Consider the following 19,513-nt stretch of genomic DNA (forward strand, 5'->3'; position numbering starts at 1 on the left):
GCGGGGCCTTAAGAAAGACGAAAGAACCCCCATGAAAACCCAGCCTACCGCCAGTCATTTCATTGACGGCGCCTACGTCGAGGACGCAACCGGTGCGCCCATCGACGTGATCTACCCGGCCACAGGCAAGGTCATCGCGACCGTGCACGAAGCAACGCCCGCAATCGTGGCGCAGGCAATTGACGCGGCACGACGCGCGCAGCCGGTCTGGGCCACTCTCAGCGGCACCGAACGCGGGCGGATCCTGCGCCGGGCGGCGGATATGATCCGCGACCGCAATCACGATCTCAGCGTGCTGGAGACTTACGACACAGGCAAACCCTATCAGGAAACCTCCGTGGCGGATGCCACATCCGGTGCGGACGCGCTGGAATACTTCGGCGGTATTGCGGCAACGCTCACAGGCGAACACATCCCGCTGGGCGGGGACAACTGGGTCTACACGCGCCGCGAACCATTGGGAATTTGTGTAGGGATCGGCGCGTGGAACTACCCCACCCAGATCGCCTGCTGGAAAGGTGCACCCGCGCTGGCCTGCGGCAATGCGATGATTTTCAAACCCTCCGAGACAACGCCGCTCTGCGCGCTCAAAGTGGCCGAGATCCTGCACGAGGCGGGGCTGCCAGCCGGTCTCTATAACGTTGTTCAGGGCAAGGGCGCGGTGGGCGCCGCGCTGGTGACAGACCCGCGCGTCGACAAGGTATCACTGACCGGATCGGTGCCCACGGGGCGCAAGGTCTATGCGGCGGCCGCCGAAGGGATCAAACATGTGACCATGGAACTGGGCGGCAAATCCCCGCTGGTGATCTTCGAGGATGCCGACATCGAAAACGCAGTCAGCGGCGCGATCATGGGCAATTTCTACAGCTCCGGCCAGGTCTGCTCAAATGGCACGCGCGTGTTCGTGCACCGCGCCATCAAAGAGGCGTTTCTGGAACGGCTTTCAGCCCGCCTTGGCAACGCTGTGATCGGCGACCCGATGGCGCCAGAGACCAGCTTTGGGCCCATGGTATCCGAACAGCAGCTCAACATCGTGCTCTCCTATATCGAGAAGGGCCGGGCAGAAGGCGCGCGACTGGTCCACGGTGGCGCGCGGCTGGATCGGGAAGGGTACTATGTTCAGCCATCGGTCTTTGCCGATGTCACCGACGACATGGCAATCGCCCGCGAAGAAATCTTTGGCCCTGTCATGGCGGTGCTGGATTTCGAAGATGAGGACGACGTCATCGCCCGTGCAAATGCCACTGAATTCGGGCTTGCCGCAGGCGTCTTCACCCGCGATCTGGCCCGCGCGCATCGCGTTGCCGCCCGGTTCGAGGCCGGGACCTGTTACATCAACTCCTACAACGACGCGCCGGTCGAAGCGCCCTTTGGCGGCTCAAAGCTATCGGGCGTCGGGCGCGAGAATTCCAAGGAAGCCATCGCCCACTACAGCCAGGTCAAATCCGTCTTCGTGCGCATGGACGATATGGAGGCCCCGTTCTGAGATGACGCTGTCAAAAGGCGCGCTTACGCGCATTACATTTCTGGTGCCCATCGCGGGGCTGAGCCCATCACCACAAGGGGGGCACCATGCAGGCTGAATTCGTCATCGTGGGCGCCGGTTCTGCTGGCTGCGCCATGGCCTACCGTCTGGCCCACGCCGGGCGGCGTGTGATCGTCATTGAATACGGTGGCACGGATGCGGGCCCCTTCATCCAGATGCCCGCCGCCCTCAGTTATCCGATGAACATGAAGCGCTACGACTGGGGATACACCTCAGAGCCTGAGCCGCATCTGGGCGGGCGCAGGCTTGCCTGCCCGCGCGGCAAGGTCATCGGCGGATCATCGTCGATCAACGGCATGGTCTACGTGCGCGGACACGCGATGGACTTTGACCATTGGGAAGAAAGCGGCGCACACGGCTGGGCCTATGCCGACGTGCTGCCCTATTTCAAGCGGATGGAGAACTGGCACGACAGCGGACACGGCGGCGATCCATCCTGGCGGGGCACCGACGGGCCACTGCACGTTAGTCGCGGCCCGCGTGAAAACCCGCTTTTCAACGCTTTCGTCGAGGCGGGCAAACAGGCCGGATACGAGGCCACCGACGACTACAATGGCCGCAAACAAGAGGGTTTCGGCCCGATGGAACAGACCGTCTGGCAGGGGCGGCGCTGGTCAGCGGCCAATGCCTATCTGCGTCCGGCCCAGAAAACCGGCAATGTCCAGATCGTCAGGGCACTGGCGCAGCGCGTTCTTATCGAAGACGGGCGCGCCACGGGTGTCGAGGTGCTGCGCAGCGGCACCACCCAGATTATCCGGGCTGAGAACGAGGTCGTGCTCGCCGCCTCGTCCATCAACTCCCCAAAGCTGTTGATGCTCTCGGGTATCGGCCCCGCCGCCCACCTCAGGGAACACGGCATTGACGTGGTTGCTGATCGCCCCGGGGTCGGGGAAAACCTGCAAGACCATCTTGAACTTTATATCCAGATGGCCGCGTCGCAGCCCATCACGCTTTACAAGCACTGGAACCTCTTTTCCAAGGCGATGATCGGCGCGCAGTGGCTCTTTACCAAAACCGGCATGGGCGCGTCGAACCAGTTCGAAAGCGCCGCTTTCATCCGCTCAGCCCCCGGCGTGCCCTATCCGGACATCCAGTATCACTTCCTGCCCATCGCCGTGCGCTATGACGGCAAGGTTGCCGCCGAAGGGCATGGGTTTCAGGCCCACACCGGGCCGATGCGCTCAAAATCGCGCGGCTCGGTCACCTTGCGGTCGAACCGCGCTGCGGATGACCCGGTGATCCGGTTCAACTACATGTCCCACGACGATGACTGGGACGAGTTTCGCACCTGCATCCGCCTCACCCGCGAGGTCTTTGCCCAAGACGCCTTCAAGCCCTTCATCAAACATGAAATCCAACCCGGTGCAGCGGTGCAGTCGGATGCCGAGCTTGATGCCTTCATCGTGGAACATGCCGAAAGCGCCTATCACCCCTGCGGCACCTGCAAGATGGGCAGCACGGATGACCCCATGGCGGTGGTCGACCCCGAGGCACGCGTGATCGGCGTCGATGGGTTGCGCGTGGCAGACAGTTCGATCTTCCCGCGTATCACCAACGGCAATCTGAACGCACCGTCGATCATGGTGGGCGAAAAAGTATCGGATCATTTGCTGGGTCTTGACCCATTGGCACGGGCCAATGACGAGCCCTGGATTCACCCGAACTGGCAAATCGCACAGCGCTAGATCTTAACCTTTCTTAACAAATTGGCTTGGTAGGGACGGCGGGCACAGTTATCTTAACCAAATGTTAAGAATTGCTTCATGGTGCGTCCTTTGCCTGTGCCTCGCTTTACCGGCGCGGGCGGACATCACGGGTCCGGTCCGGGTGATCGACGGGGATACCATCGACGTGGGCGATACCCGCATCCGGTTGCATGGCATTGATGCGCCGGAACGCGAACAGACCTGCACCACCAAAACCGGTCAGGCCTGGGGCTGCGGCGACTGGGCCACGCGACAGGTGCGCGACCATTTCGAAGGGCTACCCGCCCGCTGCGAGGCGCTGGATACCGACCGCTATGGGCGCACGGTCGCGCGCTGCACTGTGGCTGGGCATGACATGGGGCGGGTGCTGGTTCAGGCCGGTTTCGCGTTGGCCTATCGCAAATACTCTCTGGACTACGATCTGGATGAGAAGGCCGCGCTCGTGAGCCAGCGCGGGGTGCATGGGTTCGACATGCAGGCCCCGGCCCGCTACCGCGAAGTAAGACGGGCCGAAATGGTCAGCCGCGACCGTCAGTCCGGCCTAAAGAAAAAAGATACGCCGCCGGCCCTTCAAGGTGCGACCTGCCGGATCAAGGGCAACATCAGCCGGGATGGCAAGCGCATCTACCACATGCCGGGTCAACAGTATTATACGCGCACCCGGATCAATCGCCTGAAAGGCGAACGGTGGTTCTGCACCGAGGCTGAGGCGCGCGGGGCGGGTTGGCGACGCTCAAAAGTGTAGCTATTCCACTCTGTAAGGCAGCACATCGCGCCGGTCAGGGTCGACGACCAAGCGCCGCTCCAAGGGGGGCACCGCGCGTTGATGGCATCCTTTGCGCTCACAAATCCGACAGGAGATCCCGATCGGCTCGAACGCCGCATCGGCCCCGGTGTCCATGTCGTCGGCATAGACCAATGCGCTCGCATGGCGTACCTCGCAACCCAATGCGATCGCATAGCGCCGCACGGGCGCGCCATAGCGCCCGGCAGGTTTCGTAATGTCGCGCGCCAGACTGATGTAGCGCACCCCATCGGGCGTTTCGGCAAGCTGGCGCAGAAATATGCCCGGTGTCTCAAACGCCCGATGCACATTCCATAGCGGACAGGCCCCGCCAAACCGCGCAAACTGAAGGCGCGTGGCAGAGTGCCGCTTGGTAATTGTGCCCGCGCGATCCACCCTTACAAAGAAGAACGGAATGCCCTTGGCACCGGGCCGCTGCAACGTTGACAGCCGGTGCGCAACCTGTTCGATCGAGGCGCCGAAATGCCCGCCCAACAGTTCCAGGTCATGCCGCCATTCCTGCGCCTTGCCGTGAAACGCCGTATAGGGCATCAGGGCCGCGCCTGCGAAGTAATTGGCCAGCCCGATCTTGGCGATCCCCCGCGCGGCATCACTGTGAAAGCGGGCAAGATCAAGCGTTGCTTCCAACAAGGCATCCTGCCGGGTCAGCGCTACCTGCAGCAGCATCTGAAACGTCTGGGTTTCCGGGGCCGCACGGTTTGACAAAAACAACGTGCCAGCCTCGGCATCCAGACGGCGCAGACTGTCGCTATCGGCAAATTCAACCGCAATTCCGGCATTTGCGAGCGCCGCGACGGCCGCCACGCGAATACTGCCGGGTCCGCCCTCGCGGGTCGCGAAATGCTCCGCAGCGCGGTCGACCGCGTCGATGTAGTTGTCGCAATAATGAAAGAAATCCCGCACTTCCTCCCAGGGGCTGGGGGCGGCCCGCGCATCTTCGCGCCCCAGCGCCTCATCCAGCGAGGCGAGCCGCTCGTGGGTTTGCCGGTAGCTTTGATGCAAATCCAGAAACGCGCGCACCAGCGCAGGCGCGTTCGAGGCGGCAAGCCGCAGATCAGCCAGCGGGGGCAGATCGCCTGCAAAGACCGGGTCGGCCAGCGCCTCGCGCATGTCACTGACCAGCCGCTCCCCATCGCCACTGCCCAGCTCTGTCACATCCATCCCGAATTCCGAGGCCATCGCCAGCACGACGGTCGTACTGACCGGGCGCTTGTTGTTTTCCATCTGGTTAAGATAGGGCAGGGACACCCCAAGCCGTGCGGCAAAGTCCTTTTGGGTCAGCCCCACCCGCGTGCGCAATTCGCGCAGCTTGGCACCGGCATAAAGTTTCTGGGGGGGCATGGGCGGCCTTTGCAAATTTGCAGTTAGCCCCAGCGTACCTTTGCAAAGTCAGTGTCGCAATGGGTCAGCGCAGCCCAAGCGTATATTCGCGGTGGATCACCAGCATAATCGAGGCAACCCCTGCAAACGCGGTCAGCAGCATCAGCCACAACAAGGGGTAGGCGCCTGACTCAACAGACAGCAATGCACCGGCCAGCGCCGCAAGCCCCGCACCGCCGCCAATCATGATCGCACCGCCAAGGCCCGATGCGGTCCCTGCCAGATGCGGCCGCACCGACAACATCCCCGCCGTCGCATTGGGAATGCACAGCCCGTTCCCGACCCCGACAAACGTCATCATCCCAAAGAACGTCAGCGCTGAGCCATAACCGCTCATGAAGATCAGCAACGAGATGGAGCTGCCCACGGCGTTGAACACACAGCCCGCCAGAACCAGCGAATTGATACCAAAGCGCGTCGCATAGCGCCCGGTCAGGAAGTTCCCCAGAAAATACCCCACCGCAGGCGCGCCAAAGATCAGACCCAGCCAGAAGGGATCCAACCCAAACACCACGCTGCCCACAAAAGGCGCGCCCCCCAGATAGGCAAAAAACGCCCCCGAACAGAACCCGGCCGCCATCGCATATCCCCAGAACCGGGGCGAGGTCAGCAACTCAGGATATTCCTTGAACTGCGCCAACATGGAATTGGAGGTCTTGGGCGCGGTCTCACCCATGTCGCGCAATACCAGCATCAGCATGCCAAGGCCCAACAGGAACATCAGCCAGAAGGTCGCCTTCCAGTCAAAGAGCTGCTCCAGCGCGCCACCAACCAATGGGCTGACCATCGGCACCACGGACATTCCCATCGTGACATAGCCAATGACAGACGCGGATTTGTCCTGCTCATAGATATCCCGGATGACCGCCCGGCTCAGGACCATCGCCGTGGCCACGATCGCCTGCGCCATGCGGAAAAACAGGAAAACCGACGTGTTGGGCGCAAAAATACAGCCCAGCGTGGCGATCATGTAAAGTACCAGCGCATAAATCATGACCTGCCGCCGCCCCAGATTGTCTGATATCGGTCCGACAAACAGCTGGATCACCGCGCTGAACCCAAGATACAGCGGGACACTCAGCTGCATCACTGCATAGCTTGTGCCAAAATACTCGGCCATGCGCGGCAGGCTGGGCAGAAAGATGTTCATCACCATGGCCCCGATCCCGGCAAGCAGGATCAGCGTGGCGATATGGGGTGGGGTGGTCTGATCGAGAAACCGAATGACCGGCGTTTTTTTCATGAAAGTTTGCTATGCCCGTGTCGCAAAGATGTCCATCGCAGGTTGGGACATTTGCAAGTTTGCAATTAGCTGTCCTTTGTGTGTCATGAATTTGCAAATTTGCATCATTCACCTTGGGTCCTTGCGCGCGCTCGATTAGACTGCGGCAAATTCAACGCAGGGGACAGCCATGAAAGACATTCTGACAGAGCTTGAGCAGCGCCGCGAAACGGCCCGCCTTGGTGGCGGACAGGCCCGCATCGAGGCCCAGCACGGACGCGGTAAGCTCACGGCCCGGGAACGGATCGATCTGCTGCTGGACGAAGGCTCTTTTGAAGAATTCGATATGTTCGTGGCCCACCGCTGCACTGACTTTGGCATGGAAAAACAACGCCCTGCGGGCGATGGCGTCGTTACAGGCTGGGGCACGATCAATGGCCGCCTTGTCTATGTGTTCTCACAGGACTTTACGGTATTCGGCGGGTCCCTTTCAGAAACCCACGCCCAGAAGATCTGCAAGATCCAGGACATGGCCGTGCAGAACGGTGCGCCCGTCATCGGCATCAACGATTCCGGTGGCGCGCGTATTCAGGAAGGTGTGGCCTCCCTTGCCGGATACGCCGAAGTCTTCCAGCGCAACATCGAAGCCTCTGGCGTGATCCCGCAAATCAGCGTGATCATGGGGCCTTGCGCAGGCGGTGCCGTCTATTCCCCGGCGATGACCGACTTCATCTTCATGGTCAAGGAAACCTCCTATATGTTCGTGACCGGCCCCGACGTGGTCAAAACTGTGACCAACGAGGTTGTCACAGCCGAAGAACTGGGCGGTGCCTCCACCCACACCCGCAAATCCTCCGTCGCCGATGCCGCATTTGAAAACGATGTCGAGGCCTTGGCCGAGGTTCGCCGTCTCGTCGATTTTCTGCCCGCCAACAACCGCGAAAAACCACCGGTGCGCCCCTTCTTTGATGCACCCGACCGGTTGGAAATGTCATTGGACACGCTGGTGCCCGCCAACCCGAACACGCCTTACGACATGAAAGAACTGATCCACAAAACCGCCGACGAAGGCGACTTTTATGAGATTCAGGAAGATTTTGCCAAGAACATCATCACCGGCTTCATCCGTCTTGAGGGGCGCACCGTGGGCGTCGTGGCCAATCAACCAATGGTGCTGGCCGGGTGCCTTGATATCGACAGTTCCCGCAAGGCCGCGCGGTTCGTGCGCTTCTGCGATGCGTTCGAGATCCCGCTCCTGACCCTCGTGGACGTCCCCGGCTTCCTGCCCGGGACGTCACAGGAATACGGCGGCGTGATCAAACACGGCGCCAAGCTGCTCTTTGCCTATGGCGAGGCGACGGTGCCCATGGTCACAGTCATCACCCGCAAGGCCTATGGCGGGGCGTATGACGTGATGGCGTCAAAGCATCTGCGGTCCGATTTCAATTACGCCTGGCCCACAGCCGAGGTCGCGGTCATGGGCGCGAAAGGCGCCACCGAGATCATCCACCGTAAAGATTTGGGCGACGCCGAGAAAATCGCCCAGCACACGGCGGATTACGAAGACCGTTTCGCGAACCCGTTTGTGGCCGCCGAGCGGGGGTTCATCGACGAGGTGATCATGCCGCATTCGACGCGGAAACGGGTCGCGCGGGCGTTTGCCTCATTGAGGAATAAGAAGGTGCAGATGCCGTGGAAAAAGCACGATAATATTCCGTTGTGAGGTGTGCAATGAAATCCATCTGTTTCTATTTAGCGGCACTCATCTTCATGGGATTGGCGTCCAGCGCCGATGCAGCAAACCCCTGTAGAGGGAAGGATACATTTAAGCTCTCCGACGGTACCGTGATGTGTTTCGAAAAGTTTGGCGTATTGGCATTTACAAGCGGCGATCGTGCTGTATCCGCGCGTTTCCTCATTCAGAAAGCAGCGGATCTTTCCGAAAGTGCGTTTCGGCAACGGGGAATTGGGCTGTGCCGGGCGTTTCAGGAGCAGATGCAAGGTGTAGCCCAGCAGTCTGGGCAAAAGGTTTCAACTTTTGTGATTATTCAGAGCGCGCCCTCAAGCGGCACAGTTGTAAACGGTCTGAAGATCACGGGGCAAAGCTACAATGTTGTGACCGACAGTCGTTGTCGGGAGCAGCGTTGAGTATGTTCCATTCGTGTTTGGTATGCCGCTCTTTTTTATGAAATATGCGGAGAACAATATCATGCAAAAAGCGCTGGGCCATACGCTTGAGAGATGCACCAAGGGCACGGAACAAGGCCGCTTGCGGCCGCCGTGCCCATCGCCTGCCCCCCGGATGGGCAGGCGATTGAGCGCCGCATATACTCCGTTCAATCGTCGCGGTAACGCCGCATCCATAAAGTGGCAAAGCGCTGTCGTCGGATCGCCTCCCCGGGGCAGTCGATGGGCACAGCGCGCGTTTCATCTGGTCGAGAGGGCCTCACAATGACACTTTGGAAAAATCAGGCCTTCACCATTGCCCACGCCGATGATGGCAAATTCGAAGGACAGGGCCTGCGCCCCTTCTTCGAATACCGCGACCTTGGCATCAAGGATGCCACCAAGGGCCAATATGGTGCCCACGTCATCCGCGCTGTCCCCGGCATGGAAAGCCCCGGCGCGTGGCATTCCCACGACCTCGATTTCCAGATGGTCTATGTCACTAAAGGCTGGGTCGTCTTTGAATACGAAGGCGAGGGGGAGCAAACCCTCCGCGCCGGGTCCTGCGTCCTGCAGCCCCCCGGCATCAAGCACCGCGAGGTCCGCCATTCCGATGACATGGAACTGATCGAGATTATATCTCCTGCCGAGTTTGACACCGCAGAGGAAGCCGCGCCGTGAAAATACCGGCGCGATACCGATGTAATACCGACGTGATACCGACGTTGGTTTTGGCCGGTATGCTGGCCTTGACCTCGCCCGCGCTGGCGGTTGATGTGCCTTCCGGTCAGCCGGTGGAACTGCAAGAAGTGCTGGTCGACAATCTGGGAACGGAGACCTGGCTGCGCTTTCGGTTCATCGCCCCGCGCATTGCCCGCGAATGGGGTGAGATCGGCTTTGCCGACGCCGAGCCGGACATGGTGCATCTGTGTGAAACGCTGGCGCTTCCGTATATTGCCGAATACGGACTGAAAGGTGAGGTGATTGTCATTTCGCTGGCCGACCGCGCCACCGAATTTGGTGTCGCCGACCCCGACGCAACCCAGTTCTTTGAGGCATATCGCCCTGTGGATAACACCTGCATTTGGGAGGGATTATGATGGAACCACAACATCTTGCGCCCGGATGTTCACCTGTGGATGGTTTTGAGGCTTTACCGTCACAGACCCGCCGATTGCCGCGCTTGCGGTATCAATCCTGCGCGCTAGCTTCTATGCTGGGTTTCGGAAATGTCGAGGCATTTCTAACCTCAACAAGGGGGTGTGCGCAGTCATTAAGCCTGCCGCGCCCTGTAACGCGTATCAGGAGAACCAGATGTCCAAGAGCCTCAAACTCGTGGCGATGTTTGGCATGGTTGCGGCAATCGCAGCCTGCACAAGCGGCCAAACCGAAGAAGAATTCGTGGTGGTCGAGCCGATCTCCACTGAGCCTGTGTTCACAGGTAAGTACGACTAATGTACTGACGGGGCAGGCGTTTATGCCTGTCCCACCCCAAACCGCCACCCTTCGGGAGGGCGTATGATGCCAGCCTACATGCTGAAACATCGCGGGTTTCCCGGGCGTTTGCCCGGCACCGATTTCCAATTCACCATCCGCCGGCCGAACCCCAAGGGGGTCACGCCGCTGACCCGTCGCGAACGTCGTCATGACCGTCGCGTGCCAGACCGTCGCGCGGACGTGGCCTTTATGAAAGCACTTTGGGACCAATTTGGCGACCAGCCTTTTGAACGTGGCAATCTGGATGCGGGGCGATTGTCGTGGCTCTTTGGCCGCGAAGTGCTGCCAGCAACCGATCCCTTCGATCCGGCCCATTACGAATCTCTGCTTGTGATTGACGAAGCGGTGGCACGGGCCGCTTTTCCGGAGGCTTTTGAATGACTTTCGGCAGAATACCGCCCGTAAAGCGGCCCGATCAGCGACGGATGGCCGATTTTGATCTCTCGCAATACGTGTACTTGGCGCAATGGGATTCTGCTGGGAAGCTCGCAAATGACACTGGCGCACCTTTCCCGGTTTCGCCCGTGACACACCAAGACCATACCCCTTCCCCTCATGGGCAGCATGTCGCGCAAGCGGTCATGCTGCCCCCCTTTTTCAATGGTCGGGGAATGGTGTATGGTGCGACAGATAAGGGTGTCGGATCAAAATCAGCCATCAGAGCAGATGCCGGACAGCCCCGAAATAAGACCAAAGGAGCAGGTCCATGTCATTCAAATCCATCGCCCTTGTGGCGGTTCTATGCGGCACCCTTGCCGCGTGCGGCGATACCATCAGCGAACAGGCCCTTGCAGGTGGCGCCATCGGGGCGGGCACAGCCGTTCTCGTCAACGGTAGCCTTGCCAAGGGTGCGGCGATCGGGGCGGCAGGCAACCTTGCCTATTGCCAACTCAACCCAGGCAAATGTCGCGGCTACTGACACCACTGATCTTTCACGCCTGACCCACCCTCGGGTCTCTCACCACTCAATCCCCCCGCGCAGCTCCCGCTGCGACGGGTTTTTCGTGCTTCAATCAAGACCCATAAAGGACTGCGCATGTTCGACAAAATTCTGATCGCCAACCGCGGCGAAATCGCCTGCCGCGTCATCAAGACCGCCCGCAAAATGGGGATTGGCACCGTGGCCATCTATTCAGATGCCGACGCGCAGGCGCTGCATGTGCAAATGGCGGACGAGGCCATTCACATCGGCCCACCCCCTGCCAACCAGTCCTACATCGTTATCGAAAAGGTGATGGAGGCAATCAAGGCGTCTGGCGTGCAAGCCGTGCATCCAGGCTATGGTTTTCTTAGCGAAAACAGCAAGTTCGCCGAGGCGCTGGCAGCCGAAGGGGTCGCCTTTGTTGGCCCGCCCGTAGGTGCGATTGAAAAGATGGGAGACAAGATCACTTCGAAAAAGATCGCGCAGGAGGCCGGTGTCAGCACGGTACCGGGCTACATGGGGTTGATCGAGGACGCCGATGAGGCGGTCAAGATCTCCAACGAAATTGGCTATCCGGTGATGATCAAGGCCTCTGCCGGGGGCGGCGGCAAAGGCATGCGAATTGCATGGAACGATGATGAGGCCCGCGAGGGGTTTCAGTCCTCCAAGAACGAGGCCGCGAGCAGTTTTGGTGATGACCGGATTTTCATTGAGAAATTTGTCACCCAGCCGCGCCACATCGAAATTCAGGTGCTCTGCGACAGTCACGGCAACGGTATTTATCTGGGCGAACGTGAATGCTCGATCCAGCGCCGGAATCAAAAGGTCGTTGAAGAAGCGCCCAGCCCGTTTCTGGATGAAGCCACACGCAAGGCAATGGGTGAACAGGCCGTGGCACTTGCGCAGGCGGTGGATTATGCCAGCGCCGGGACGGTCGAATTCATCGTTGATGGCGACAAGAACTTTTATTTCCTTGAGATGAACACGCGTCTCCAGGTGGAACACCCGGTGACAGAGCTGATCACCGGCGTTGATCTGGTTGAGCAGATGATCCGCGTTGCCAATGGCGAGAAGCTGAGCATTGCCCAAAGCGATGTCACACTGACAGGCTGGGCCATCGAGAATCGCCTCTATGCCGAAGACCCCTATCGCGGCTTTCTGCCCTCCATTGGCCGTCTGACCCGCTATCGTCCGCCGATGGAGGTGGCAGCAGGCCCCATGCAGGACGCTGGCACCTGGCACGGTGACGCGCCCGTAGGCACCACTGCAGTGCGCAACGACACCGGCGTCTATGAAGGCGGTGAGATCAGCATGTACTACGACCCGATGATTGCCAAGCTGTGTACTTGGGGGCCCGATCGCGCGACGGCCATCGAGGCGATGCGCGTGGCGCTCGACAGTTTTGAAGTTGAGGGGATTGGCCACAATCTGCCCTTCGTCGCGGCCGTCATGGATCACCCAAAGTTTGTCTCAGGCGATATGACCACTGCATTTATCGAAGAGGAATATCCCGATGGTTTCCAAGGGGTTGATCTGGGTGACGACGCCCTGCGGCGCATCGCGGCTGCCACGGCCGCCATGCACCGCGTCGCAGAGATCCGGCGTGCACGGGTATCAGGACGGATGGATAACCACGAACGCAAGGTGGGCAGCGATTGGGATGTTACGCTGCAGGGTCAGTCTTTCAACGTGGTAACCAGCGCTGATCGTGAGGGGACAACAGTCACCTTCGCGGACGGTGAGGCGCTACGGGTCACTGGCGACTGGACACCGGGCGATCAACTTGCCGAAATGAGCGTGGGCGACGCACCACTGGTGATGAAGGTCGGCAAGATTTCAGGCGGGTTCCGCATCCGGTCACGCGGAGCGGATGTGCGCGTTCACGTCCGTACGCCTCGGCAGGCTGAACTGGCTCGGCTGATGCCTGAAAAGGTGGGGCCGGATACCTCCAAGATGCTGCTCTGCCCGATGCCGGGCCTTGTGGTCAATCTTGCTGTGACTGAGGGCGACGAGGTACAGGAGGGACAGGCCCTGTGCACCATCGAGGCCATGAAGATGGAGAACATCCTGCGCGCCGAAAAGAAGGGTACTGTAACCAAGATAAACGCAGCAACAGGCGACAGCCTGGCTGTTGACGATGTCATCATGGAGTTCGAATAGGCGCGATGGTTCACGCGGTCCCCCCCTCATTGGTGATGCTGCTGATCGGTGCGAGCCTTTGCGCCGGGCTCTTCGCACTTTGGGGCGAGGCGCGCACGGCCGGTCGTGTGATTGCGCAATTTTTTCTTACCATTGCGCTGCCGGTGTCACTGGTGGGCGCTGGGCTGGCTCTGGCGGCCCGACCCTTTATGGGAGAGGTGGATGCGCGTATTGGACAAGCGCTTATCGCAGGTTTGGTGATCGCCATCGGCTGGCTGACGACAGCGATTTTTGCTGAGCTTGGCAAGCGTCGCGCGCGCGCCGAAAAACTGCGGGATTACCACAAGGCGATCTACGCAGAGATCGGCAACACCCTTGAATCGCTTTGGGTGCCAAATGAATCAGAGGCTTACGTTGCGAAGCTCATCAAAAAGATGAAACAGGACGAAAGTTATGTCCCCTTCATTCCGCGTGAGCAGCACGACCATGTCTATGACGCCGTCATCGCCGAGATCGATGTGCTGCCGCGTCAGACCATCGATGCGATCGTGGCCTATTACAGCCTCACCAAATCGTTGTCTGCGCTGGCGGATGATATGCGTGGTGAGACATTTCGCGGCCTCGAAGCTGAACGGCGCGTCGCAATGTATTCAGATTATGTAGGGATGCGTAAGCAGGCATTCGTGTTCGGAAAATACGCTTTGCGCAGGATCAAGGCCTATTCAGACGGCGGCCCTAAGGCCGCAGAACGCGTCGTCAATACCCAGGGCGCGGGCCCGTCCGCCATGTCACCGGAATCGGCGTGAACGGAATGTCGGGATCTCTTTCCATCATAAGCCTTTCAGGCTGCTGCAGTCTAAATATAAGACCTGAAGTGGCATTTCACAAGGATCAGTCGACCGCATCGCGCTGGGCATCCTTGGCATCCCGGATCTCGCGTTGGCGCATTGGCATCTTGTCGATGCTGCGTGAAATCTCTCGGACATCCCATGGAAAAGGCTTGCGCAGCTTGACGCCACCGTCCTTGCCGACAAGGACCAGCATGAACCCACGCGGGCGCATTTTCAGCCGCAACGGGCTGCGCGCGTCCGGGTCGGTATCGGTCAGGACAACAACGTCGCGTTCCTGCAAAGCCTCGATACGCGCTTCCAGCAATTCGATCTGTTCGATGAAGGCGGGATCATTTTCGCTGTCTGCAAAGACCAGAACCGGCCTTTTTTTCCAGCGAAATTCGCTCAAATCTGCCATATCGGCGGTGAGAAACAGCGCAGGCTCCGCGGCTTGCACATCGGATTGGGCACCAGCGCTGCTTGCAAAAATTGCAGCAAAAACAAGGGGTATAAGGTTTTTCATTCAGGCTCCTGTTGATCAGAATATAGGGGCCAATTGGCGTTTTGCGAGAGGCATTTGGGCGCATTTCGCGTTTAAGCACAATGCAAGGGAATGCGCGCAATGATCCGGGCATTCCCCGCATCAGGGCCGAACGGGGCGGTCGCACTGACCAGAATGGGCACGCCTTCAATGAATATCACGTTACACATCGGCGCACATCGCACCGCAACCACGACATTTCAGCATTATCTGGGCACCCGAACGGACATGCTGACCCAGCAGAGCGCCCTTTTGTGGGGGCCGGGGCGGACGCGTAAGGGCCTGATCAACGGGCTTTATCATGCGGCACCACAAGGGTGGAAAGCGCGCAAAGACGCGCGCAAGGCCAGAGGGCGGGTACGCCTGCAGGTTCGACAAGCGGCGATGAGTGGCATCGAACACCTGATTGTCAGCGATGAAAACATGATCGGAAGCACGTGGCAGTGTATCCGCAGTGGCAGGCTTTATCCCTCTATTGGCGAACGTCTTGCGCGACTTGGGGATGCTTTTGGGCAAGACATAAATCGGGTGGTTTTGTCGATCCGGTCACAAGAGCTTTGGTGGGCCTCGGCGATGGCTTATGCGGTGTCGCGCGGACATCCCGTACCGTCCGGACAGACAATGACCAAGATTGCCGATGACACACGAAGCTGGCGCGATGTTATCACCGATGTGTCTTGCGCGATTCCGGATGCGGATCTGCGTGTCATCACGTTCGAGGAATTCGCAGGGCAGCCGCACCAGACATTGGCCGTTGCCGCAGATGTCGATGCCCCGTTGGACCCAACTGTACCTTGGCTCAACCGCAGCCCCGACCGCCGTGCCTTGCGCATCTTGCTGCAAGAGCGGGGGGAGGACGTTGACCTGATCCCGGACGGCGTTGGCCGCTGGCAACCCTTTACTGACGCGCAGGCCGCCTGTCTGCGCGAACAATACGCAGACGATTTGCACTGGCTGATCGCCGGGGCCGATGGTCTGGCAACACTGATACAAGACCCGGCCCGCATCGAGACAGGCACAAGCCTGCAAGTGGGCGCACTGACAGAAGGACATGGGAATGACAACGGACAAGAAAGACTGGCGCGACCTGGCTGAGGCGGAACTGCGCGGCCGGTCGCTGGACGATCTGACATGGGCGACCCTTGAGGGCATCCAGGTGCAACCGCTTTATACAGCCGATGATCTGGAAAGCGTCGATCATCTGGGCACGGTACCGGGCGCTGCGCCCTTCACGCGCGGTGTCAAGGCAACAATGTACGCAGGGCGCCCCTGGACCATCCGCCAGTACGCCGGCTTTTCCACGGCCGAGGAATCCAATGCATTCTACCGACGGGGGCTCGCGGCGGGGCAGCAGGGTGTCTCGGTTGCGTTCGATTTGGCAACGCACCGTGGGTACGACAGCGATCACCCCCGCGTCGAAGGCGATGTAGGCAAGGCAGGCGTGGCCATCGACAGCGTTGAGGACATGAAAATCCTGTTCGATGGGATACCACTGGACAAAGTCAGCGTGTCGATGACGATGAACGGTGCCGTGATCCCGATCCTTGCCAGTTTCATTGTCGCTGGAGAAGAGCAGGGGCATGATAAGAGCGTGCTTGCCGGGACCATCCAGAACGACATTCTGAAAGAGTTCATGGTGCGCAACACGTATATCTATCCGCCAGAACCCTCGATGCGGATTGTCGGTGATATCATCGAATTCACTGCCGATCACATGCCGAAATTCAACAGTATCTCGATTTCGGGCTACCACATGCAGGAGGCTGGCGCGAACCTGGTGCAGGAGCTGGCCTTTACCCTGGCCGATGGTCGCGAATACGTCCGCACGGCGATTGCCGCCGGCATGGATGTGGATCGCTTTGCGCCCCGCCTCAGCTTTTTCTTCGCCATTGGCATGAACTTCTTCATGGAAGCGGCAAAGCTGCGCGCCGCGCGGCTGCTGTGGCACCGCATCATGTCAGAGTTTGAGCCCAAGAACCCCAAGTCCAGCATGCTGCGTACTCATTGCCAGACGTCGGGCGTTAGCCTTGCCGAACAGGACCCTTACAACAACGTCGTGCGCACCGCTTTTGAGGCGATGAGCGCGGTTCTGGGCGGCACTCAATCGCTGCACACAAATTCGCTGGACGAGGCCATCGGCCTGCCCACTGACCATTCCGCGCGCATTGCGCGCAATACACAGTTGATACTGCAGGAGGAAACCGGCGTGACCAATGTGGTGGATCCATTGGCCGGTTCATATTACGTGGAAAAGCTTACCCATGACCTGGCTGAGGCGGCCTGGAAGCTCATCGGCGAGGTTGAAGAGATGGGCGGTATGACCAAGGCCGTTGCCTCAGGCATGCCCAAGCTGCGCATTGAAGAGGCCGCCGCGACCCGGCAGGCCATGATCGACCGCGGCGAAGAAGTCATAGTGGGGGTCAACAAGTACCGCCGCGACAAGGAAGAGCCCATCGACATTCTGGATGTGGACAATGTCAAAGTTCGCGATGGTCAGATTGCGCGGCTGGAACAGATCCGGAGCACGCGCGATGAGGGGGCTTGCAACGAAGCGCTCGACGAACTGACGCGCCGCGCGCGCGACGGCGGCAATCTTTTGGAAGGGGCCGTGGCAGCGGCACGCGCACGCGCCACAGTCGGGGAAATCAGCATGGCGATGGAAAAGGAATTCGGACGGCACCGGGCAGAGGTCAAGACCCTTGCTGGGGTTTATGGCGCTGCCTACGAGGGCGATGCGGGCTTTGCTGATATCCAGAACTCGGTTGAGGCCTTTGCCGAAGAGGAAGGCCGCCGTCCGCGCATGCTGGTTGTCAAGATGGGGCAGGACGGGCACGACCGCGGGGCCAAGGTGATAGCGACAGCTTTCGCCGACATCGGCTTTGACGTCGATGTGGGCCCTTTGTTTCAGACCCCTGCTGAGGCCGCGCAGGATGCGGTGGACAACGATGTTCATGTCATCGGTATCAGCTCGCAAGCCGCTGGCCACAAGACATTGGCGCCGCAACTTGTGCAGGCCCTCAAGGATGCGGGCGCCGGGGATATTCTGGTGATCTGCGGCGGTGTGATCCCGCAACAGGACTACCAGTTCCTCTATGATGCTGGCGTCAAAGCGATTTTTGGCCCGGGCACGAATATCCCTGCGGCGGCTCAGGACATTCTGAAGCTGATCCGCGCGTCACGCACCTGACTGGAAAAAGGGGCCGTCGCCAATCGCGGCGGCGGCCAAGCACACAGTTCAGTTGCGAGAGGGGTACAGCCCGTCTAGGGCGACACACCAGCGCATCACTAGTGTCGGCGACATGTTGTCATGGCTTTGGTTGCCACCGGCGAAAGCGATCATATTGGGATCCATAGTGCGGTCTGGCGGGCCGTTGTGATAGATGTCCAGATCGTCATATTTGGTGCCGGTTGCCGCGTCGCTGGGCACCGCGAGAAAATCGCTGCCAGGACCGTTCTTGTCACCGTCAGCGAAGGTCGAATTCACGATGTGACGGTGTTGCGGCATCTCGGCTTCGCTCAGGGTTACGCGTTCCTGCCCGATCTCCTGACCAATCGAACGAGGGGTCAGGCCAGGTCCGGCGCCGGCGTGCATCGGAACCCGCCCACGCAGATCAGGCAGGGCGAAGGTCGTGCGCCCATCGCCGCCAAAATTTGTCCCTAAAAGGGAAAACAGCGGGGTATTCGACGAGATCGCCAGAAGTTGCCCATTGGCTTCAGCCCAGCCACGGGGACAGAACGTATTACCGACCAGCATTAATTGTCCGATAAACGGGGTGGCTTGTGCCTGCGCCTGTTGCGGGACAGAAAGACCCAAAGTGACAACAATTGGTGCCGCCAAGGCCGTAAGTTTCTTTGATAAAGTCATGGTGTTTCCTTTTGATTCAGGCAGGTTGGCAATATCCAACTTTGCCTTTTGAAATTTTCGGTTTCGGCAGTCGGATCAATTCCGTGAAGGAAAAATCCCGGTCAGGGCGACACACCAGCGCATCACTAGTGTCGGCGACATGTTGTCATGGCTTTGGTTGCCACCGGCGAAAGCGATCATATTGGGATCCATCGTGCGGTCTGGCGGGCCGTTGTGATAGATGTCCAGATCATCATATTTAGTGCCGGTTGCCGCGTCGCTAGGCACCGCGAGGAAATCGCTGCCAGGACCGTTCTTGTCACCGTCAGCGAAGGTCGAATTCACGATGTGACGGTGTTGCGGCATCTCGGCTTCGCTCAGGGTTACGCGTTCCTGCCCGATCTTCTGACCAATCGAACGAGGGGTCAGGCCAGGTCCGGCGCCGGCGTGCATCGGAACCCGCCCACGCAGATCAGGCAGGGCGAAGGTCGTGCGCCCATCGCCGCCAAAACTTGTCCCTAAAAGGGAATACAACGAGGGGTATTGCGAGATCGGCAGAAACGTCCCATTGGCTTCAGCCCATTCGCGGGGACAGAACGTAAAGCCGACCAGCATTAATTGTCCGATAAACTGGTCTCCTCCTTGGGCGTTAGCAGGCGTCGGCCCTGACAGGCCCACCGCCAGTGCGGCAGGTAGCGCCAACGTTGAAAATACTTTGGATTTAAACATATCGGTCATCCTCAAATGCGACATTGTGCCGATGAAAGACTGATAATCGTCGTCTAATTCGAACGCATCGGCCCCACGATAGTGCGAAATTCAGGATGATCCGTCAAATCACAATGGCCAGTTAGGGTTTCGTTTTGTTCTTCGCCTGCTGGATGCCATGTGTGGTTCTCGCTAGGGTGATGGGAA

At 59.6% G+C, this 19,513-nt stretch carries 19 protein-coding genes; 14 read left to right on the forward strand and 5 right to left on the reverse strand.

Annotated elements, in window-relative coordinates:
* Positions 1-31 precede the first annotated feature (31 nt).
* The 3 genes from betB (at position 32) to H9Q16_RS02005 (ending at position 3,997) form a co-directional block, all read left to right on the forward strand.
* Positions 32-1,486, forward strand: coding sequence for a betaine-aldehyde dehydrogenase (betB, locus tag H9Q16_RS01995; RefSeq protein ID WP_191073699.1), 1,455 nt, complete (start codon positions 32-34; stop codon positions 1,484-1,486).
* Between the two features lie 86 nt (positions 1,487-1,572).
* Positions 1,573-3,231 (forward strand): choline dehydrogenase, encoded by a 1,659-nt coding sequence (gene betA / locus H9Q16_RS02000; protein WP_191073700.1) that lies wholly within the window; start codon positions 1,573-1,575, stop codon positions 3,229-3,231.
* A 61-nt stretch (positions 3,232-3,292) separates the two neighbouring features.
* Positions 3,293-3,997 (forward strand): thermonuclease family protein, encoded by a 705-nt coding sequence (locus tag H9Q16_RS02005; RefSeq protein ID WP_191073701.1) that lies wholly within the window; start codon positions 3,293-3,295, stop codon positions 3,995-3,997.
* Here H9Q16_RS02005 and H9Q16_RS02010 read toward each other — a convergent pair whose 3' ends face one another.
* Positions 3,998-5,398 (reverse strand): helix-turn-helix domain-containing protein, encoded by a 1,401-nt coding sequence (locus H9Q16_RS02010; RefSeq protein WP_191073702.1) that lies wholly within the window; start codon positions 5,396-5,398, stop codon positions 3,998-4,000. It lies immediately after the preceding gene.
* Between the two features lie 64 nt (positions 5,399-5,462).
* Complete coding sequence (locus tag H9Q16_RS02015; RefSeq protein ID WP_191073703.1) at positions 5,463-6,680, reverse strand: multidrug effflux MFS transporter; 1,218 nt, start codon at positions 6,678-6,680, stop codon at positions 5,463-5,465.
* Between the two features lie 169 nt (positions 6,681-6,849).
* On the opposite strand from H9Q16_RS02015, the gene H9Q16_RS02020 reads away from it, so the two are divergent.
* The 9 genes from H9Q16_RS02020 to H9Q16_RS02060 all read left to right on the forward strand — a co-directional run bounded on the left by H9Q16_RS02020 (position 6,850) and on the right by H9Q16_RS02060 (position 14,189).
* Positions 6,850-8,382 (forward strand): acyl-CoA carboxylase subunit beta, encoded by a 1,533-nt coding sequence (locus H9Q16_RS02020; protein ID WP_191073704.1) that lies wholly within the window; start codon positions 6,850-6,852, stop codon positions 8,380-8,382.
* Between the two features lie 8 nt (positions 8,383-8,390).
* The gene (locus tag H9Q16_RS02025) at positions 8,391-8,807 is read left to right on the forward strand and encodes a hypothetical protein (protein WP_191073705.1); all 417 of its coding nucleotides are present in this window, start codon (positions 8,391-8,393) and stop codon (positions 8,805-8,807) included.
* Positions 8,808-9,110: 303 nt separating this feature from the next.
* Complete coding sequence (locus H9Q16_RS02030) at positions 9,111-9,506, forward strand: cupin domain-containing protein (RefSeq protein WP_191073706.1); 396 nt, start codon at positions 9,111-9,113, stop codon at positions 9,504-9,506.
* The gene (locus H9Q16_RS02035) at positions 9,503-9,925 is read left to right on the forward strand and encodes a DUF6497 family protein (protein ID WP_343067757.1); all 423 of its coding nucleotides are present in this window, start codon (positions 9,503-9,505) and stop codon (positions 9,923-9,925) included. Before H9Q16_RS02030 ends, H9Q16_RS02035 begins: the two co-directional genes overlap by 4 nt.
* A gap of 214 nt (positions 9,926-10,139) precedes the next feature.
* Positions 10,140-10,280 (forward strand): hypothetical protein, encoded by a 141-nt coding sequence (locus H9Q16_RS02040; RefSeq protein ID WP_191073707.1) that lies wholly within the window; start codon positions 10,140-10,142, stop codon positions 10,278-10,280.
* Positions 10,281-10,358: 78 nt separating this feature from the next.
* Positions 10,359-10,703 carry a hypothetical protein gene (locus H9Q16_RS02045; RefSeq protein ID WP_191075124.1) on the forward strand — a complete coding sequence of 115 codons (345 nt, stop codon included), beginning with the start codon at positions 10,359-10,361 and terminating at the stop codon, positions 10,701-10,703.
* 325 nt (positions 10,704-11,028) lie between these two features.
* Positions 11,029-11,241, forward strand: coding sequence for a hypothetical protein (locus tag H9Q16_RS02050; protein ID WP_191073708.1), 213 nt, complete (start codon positions 11,029-11,031; stop codon positions 11,239-11,241).
* Positions 11,242-11,358: 117 nt separating this feature from the next.
* Entirely contained in the window at positions 11,359-13,404 is a 2,046-nt protein-coding gene (locus H9Q16_RS02055; RefSeq protein ID WP_191073709.1) for an acetyl-CoA carboxylase biotin carboxylase subunit, read from the forward strand.
* Positions 13,405-13,409: 5 nt separating this feature from the next.
* Positions 13,410-14,189: a hypothetical protein gene (locus H9Q16_RS02060; RefSeq protein WP_191073710.1), complete on the forward strand. Its 780-nt coding sequence runs from the start codon at positions 13,410-13,412 to the stop codon at positions 14,187-14,189.
* An 85-nt stretch (positions 14,190-14,274) separates the two neighbouring features.
* On the opposite strand, the gene H9Q16_RS02065 is transcribed toward H9Q16_RS02060, so the two are convergent.
* Positions 14,275-14,736, reverse strand: coding sequence for a DUF4174 domain-containing protein (locus H9Q16_RS02065; protein ID WP_191073711.1), 462 nt, complete (start codon positions 14,734-14,736; stop codon positions 14,275-14,277).
* 99 nt (positions 14,737-14,835) lie between these two features.
* Between H9Q16_RS02065 and H9Q16_RS02070 the strand changes: the two genes are divergently transcribed.
* Positions 14,836-15,849: a hypothetical protein gene (locus H9Q16_RS02070; RefSeq protein ID WP_246455429.1), complete on the forward strand. Its 1,014-nt coding sequence runs from the start codon at positions 14,836-14,838 to the stop codon at positions 15,847-15,849.
* Complete coding sequence (gene scpA / locus H9Q16_RS02075) at positions 15,812-17,941, forward strand: methylmalonyl-CoA mutase (RefSeq protein ID WP_191073712.1); 2,130 nt, start codon at positions 15,812-15,814, stop codon at positions 17,939-17,941. The genes H9Q16_RS02070 and scpA overlap by 38 nt, the downstream gene beginning before the upstream one ends.
* A 48-nt stretch (positions 17,942-17,989) precedes the next feature.
* Here the strand turns inward: scpA and H9Q16_RS02080 are convergent, their stop codons facing one another.
* Together H9Q16_RS02080 and H9Q16_RS02085 are read right to left on the reverse strand one after the other, a co-directional pair.
* The gene (locus tag H9Q16_RS02080) at positions 17,990-18,619 is read right to left on the reverse strand and encodes a phage tail protein (protein WP_191073713.1); all 630 of its coding nucleotides are present in this window, start codon (positions 18,617-18,619) and stop codon (positions 17,990-17,992) included.
* 75 nt (positions 18,620-18,694) lie between these two features.
* On the reverse strand, positions 18,695-19,327 hold the full coding sequence (locus H9Q16_RS02085; protein ID WP_191073714.1) for a phage tail protein: 633 nt from the start codon (positions 19,325-19,327) through the stop codon (positions 18,695-18,697).
* Positions 19,328-19,513 lie beyond the last annotated feature (186 nt).

The sequence above is a fragment of the Sulfitobacter aestuariivivens genome (genome assembly GCF_014763045.1).
Taxonomy (GTDB): Bacteria; Pseudomonadota; Alphaproteobacteria; order Rhodobacterales; family Rhodobacteraceae; genus Sulfitobacter; species Sulfitobacter aestuariivivens.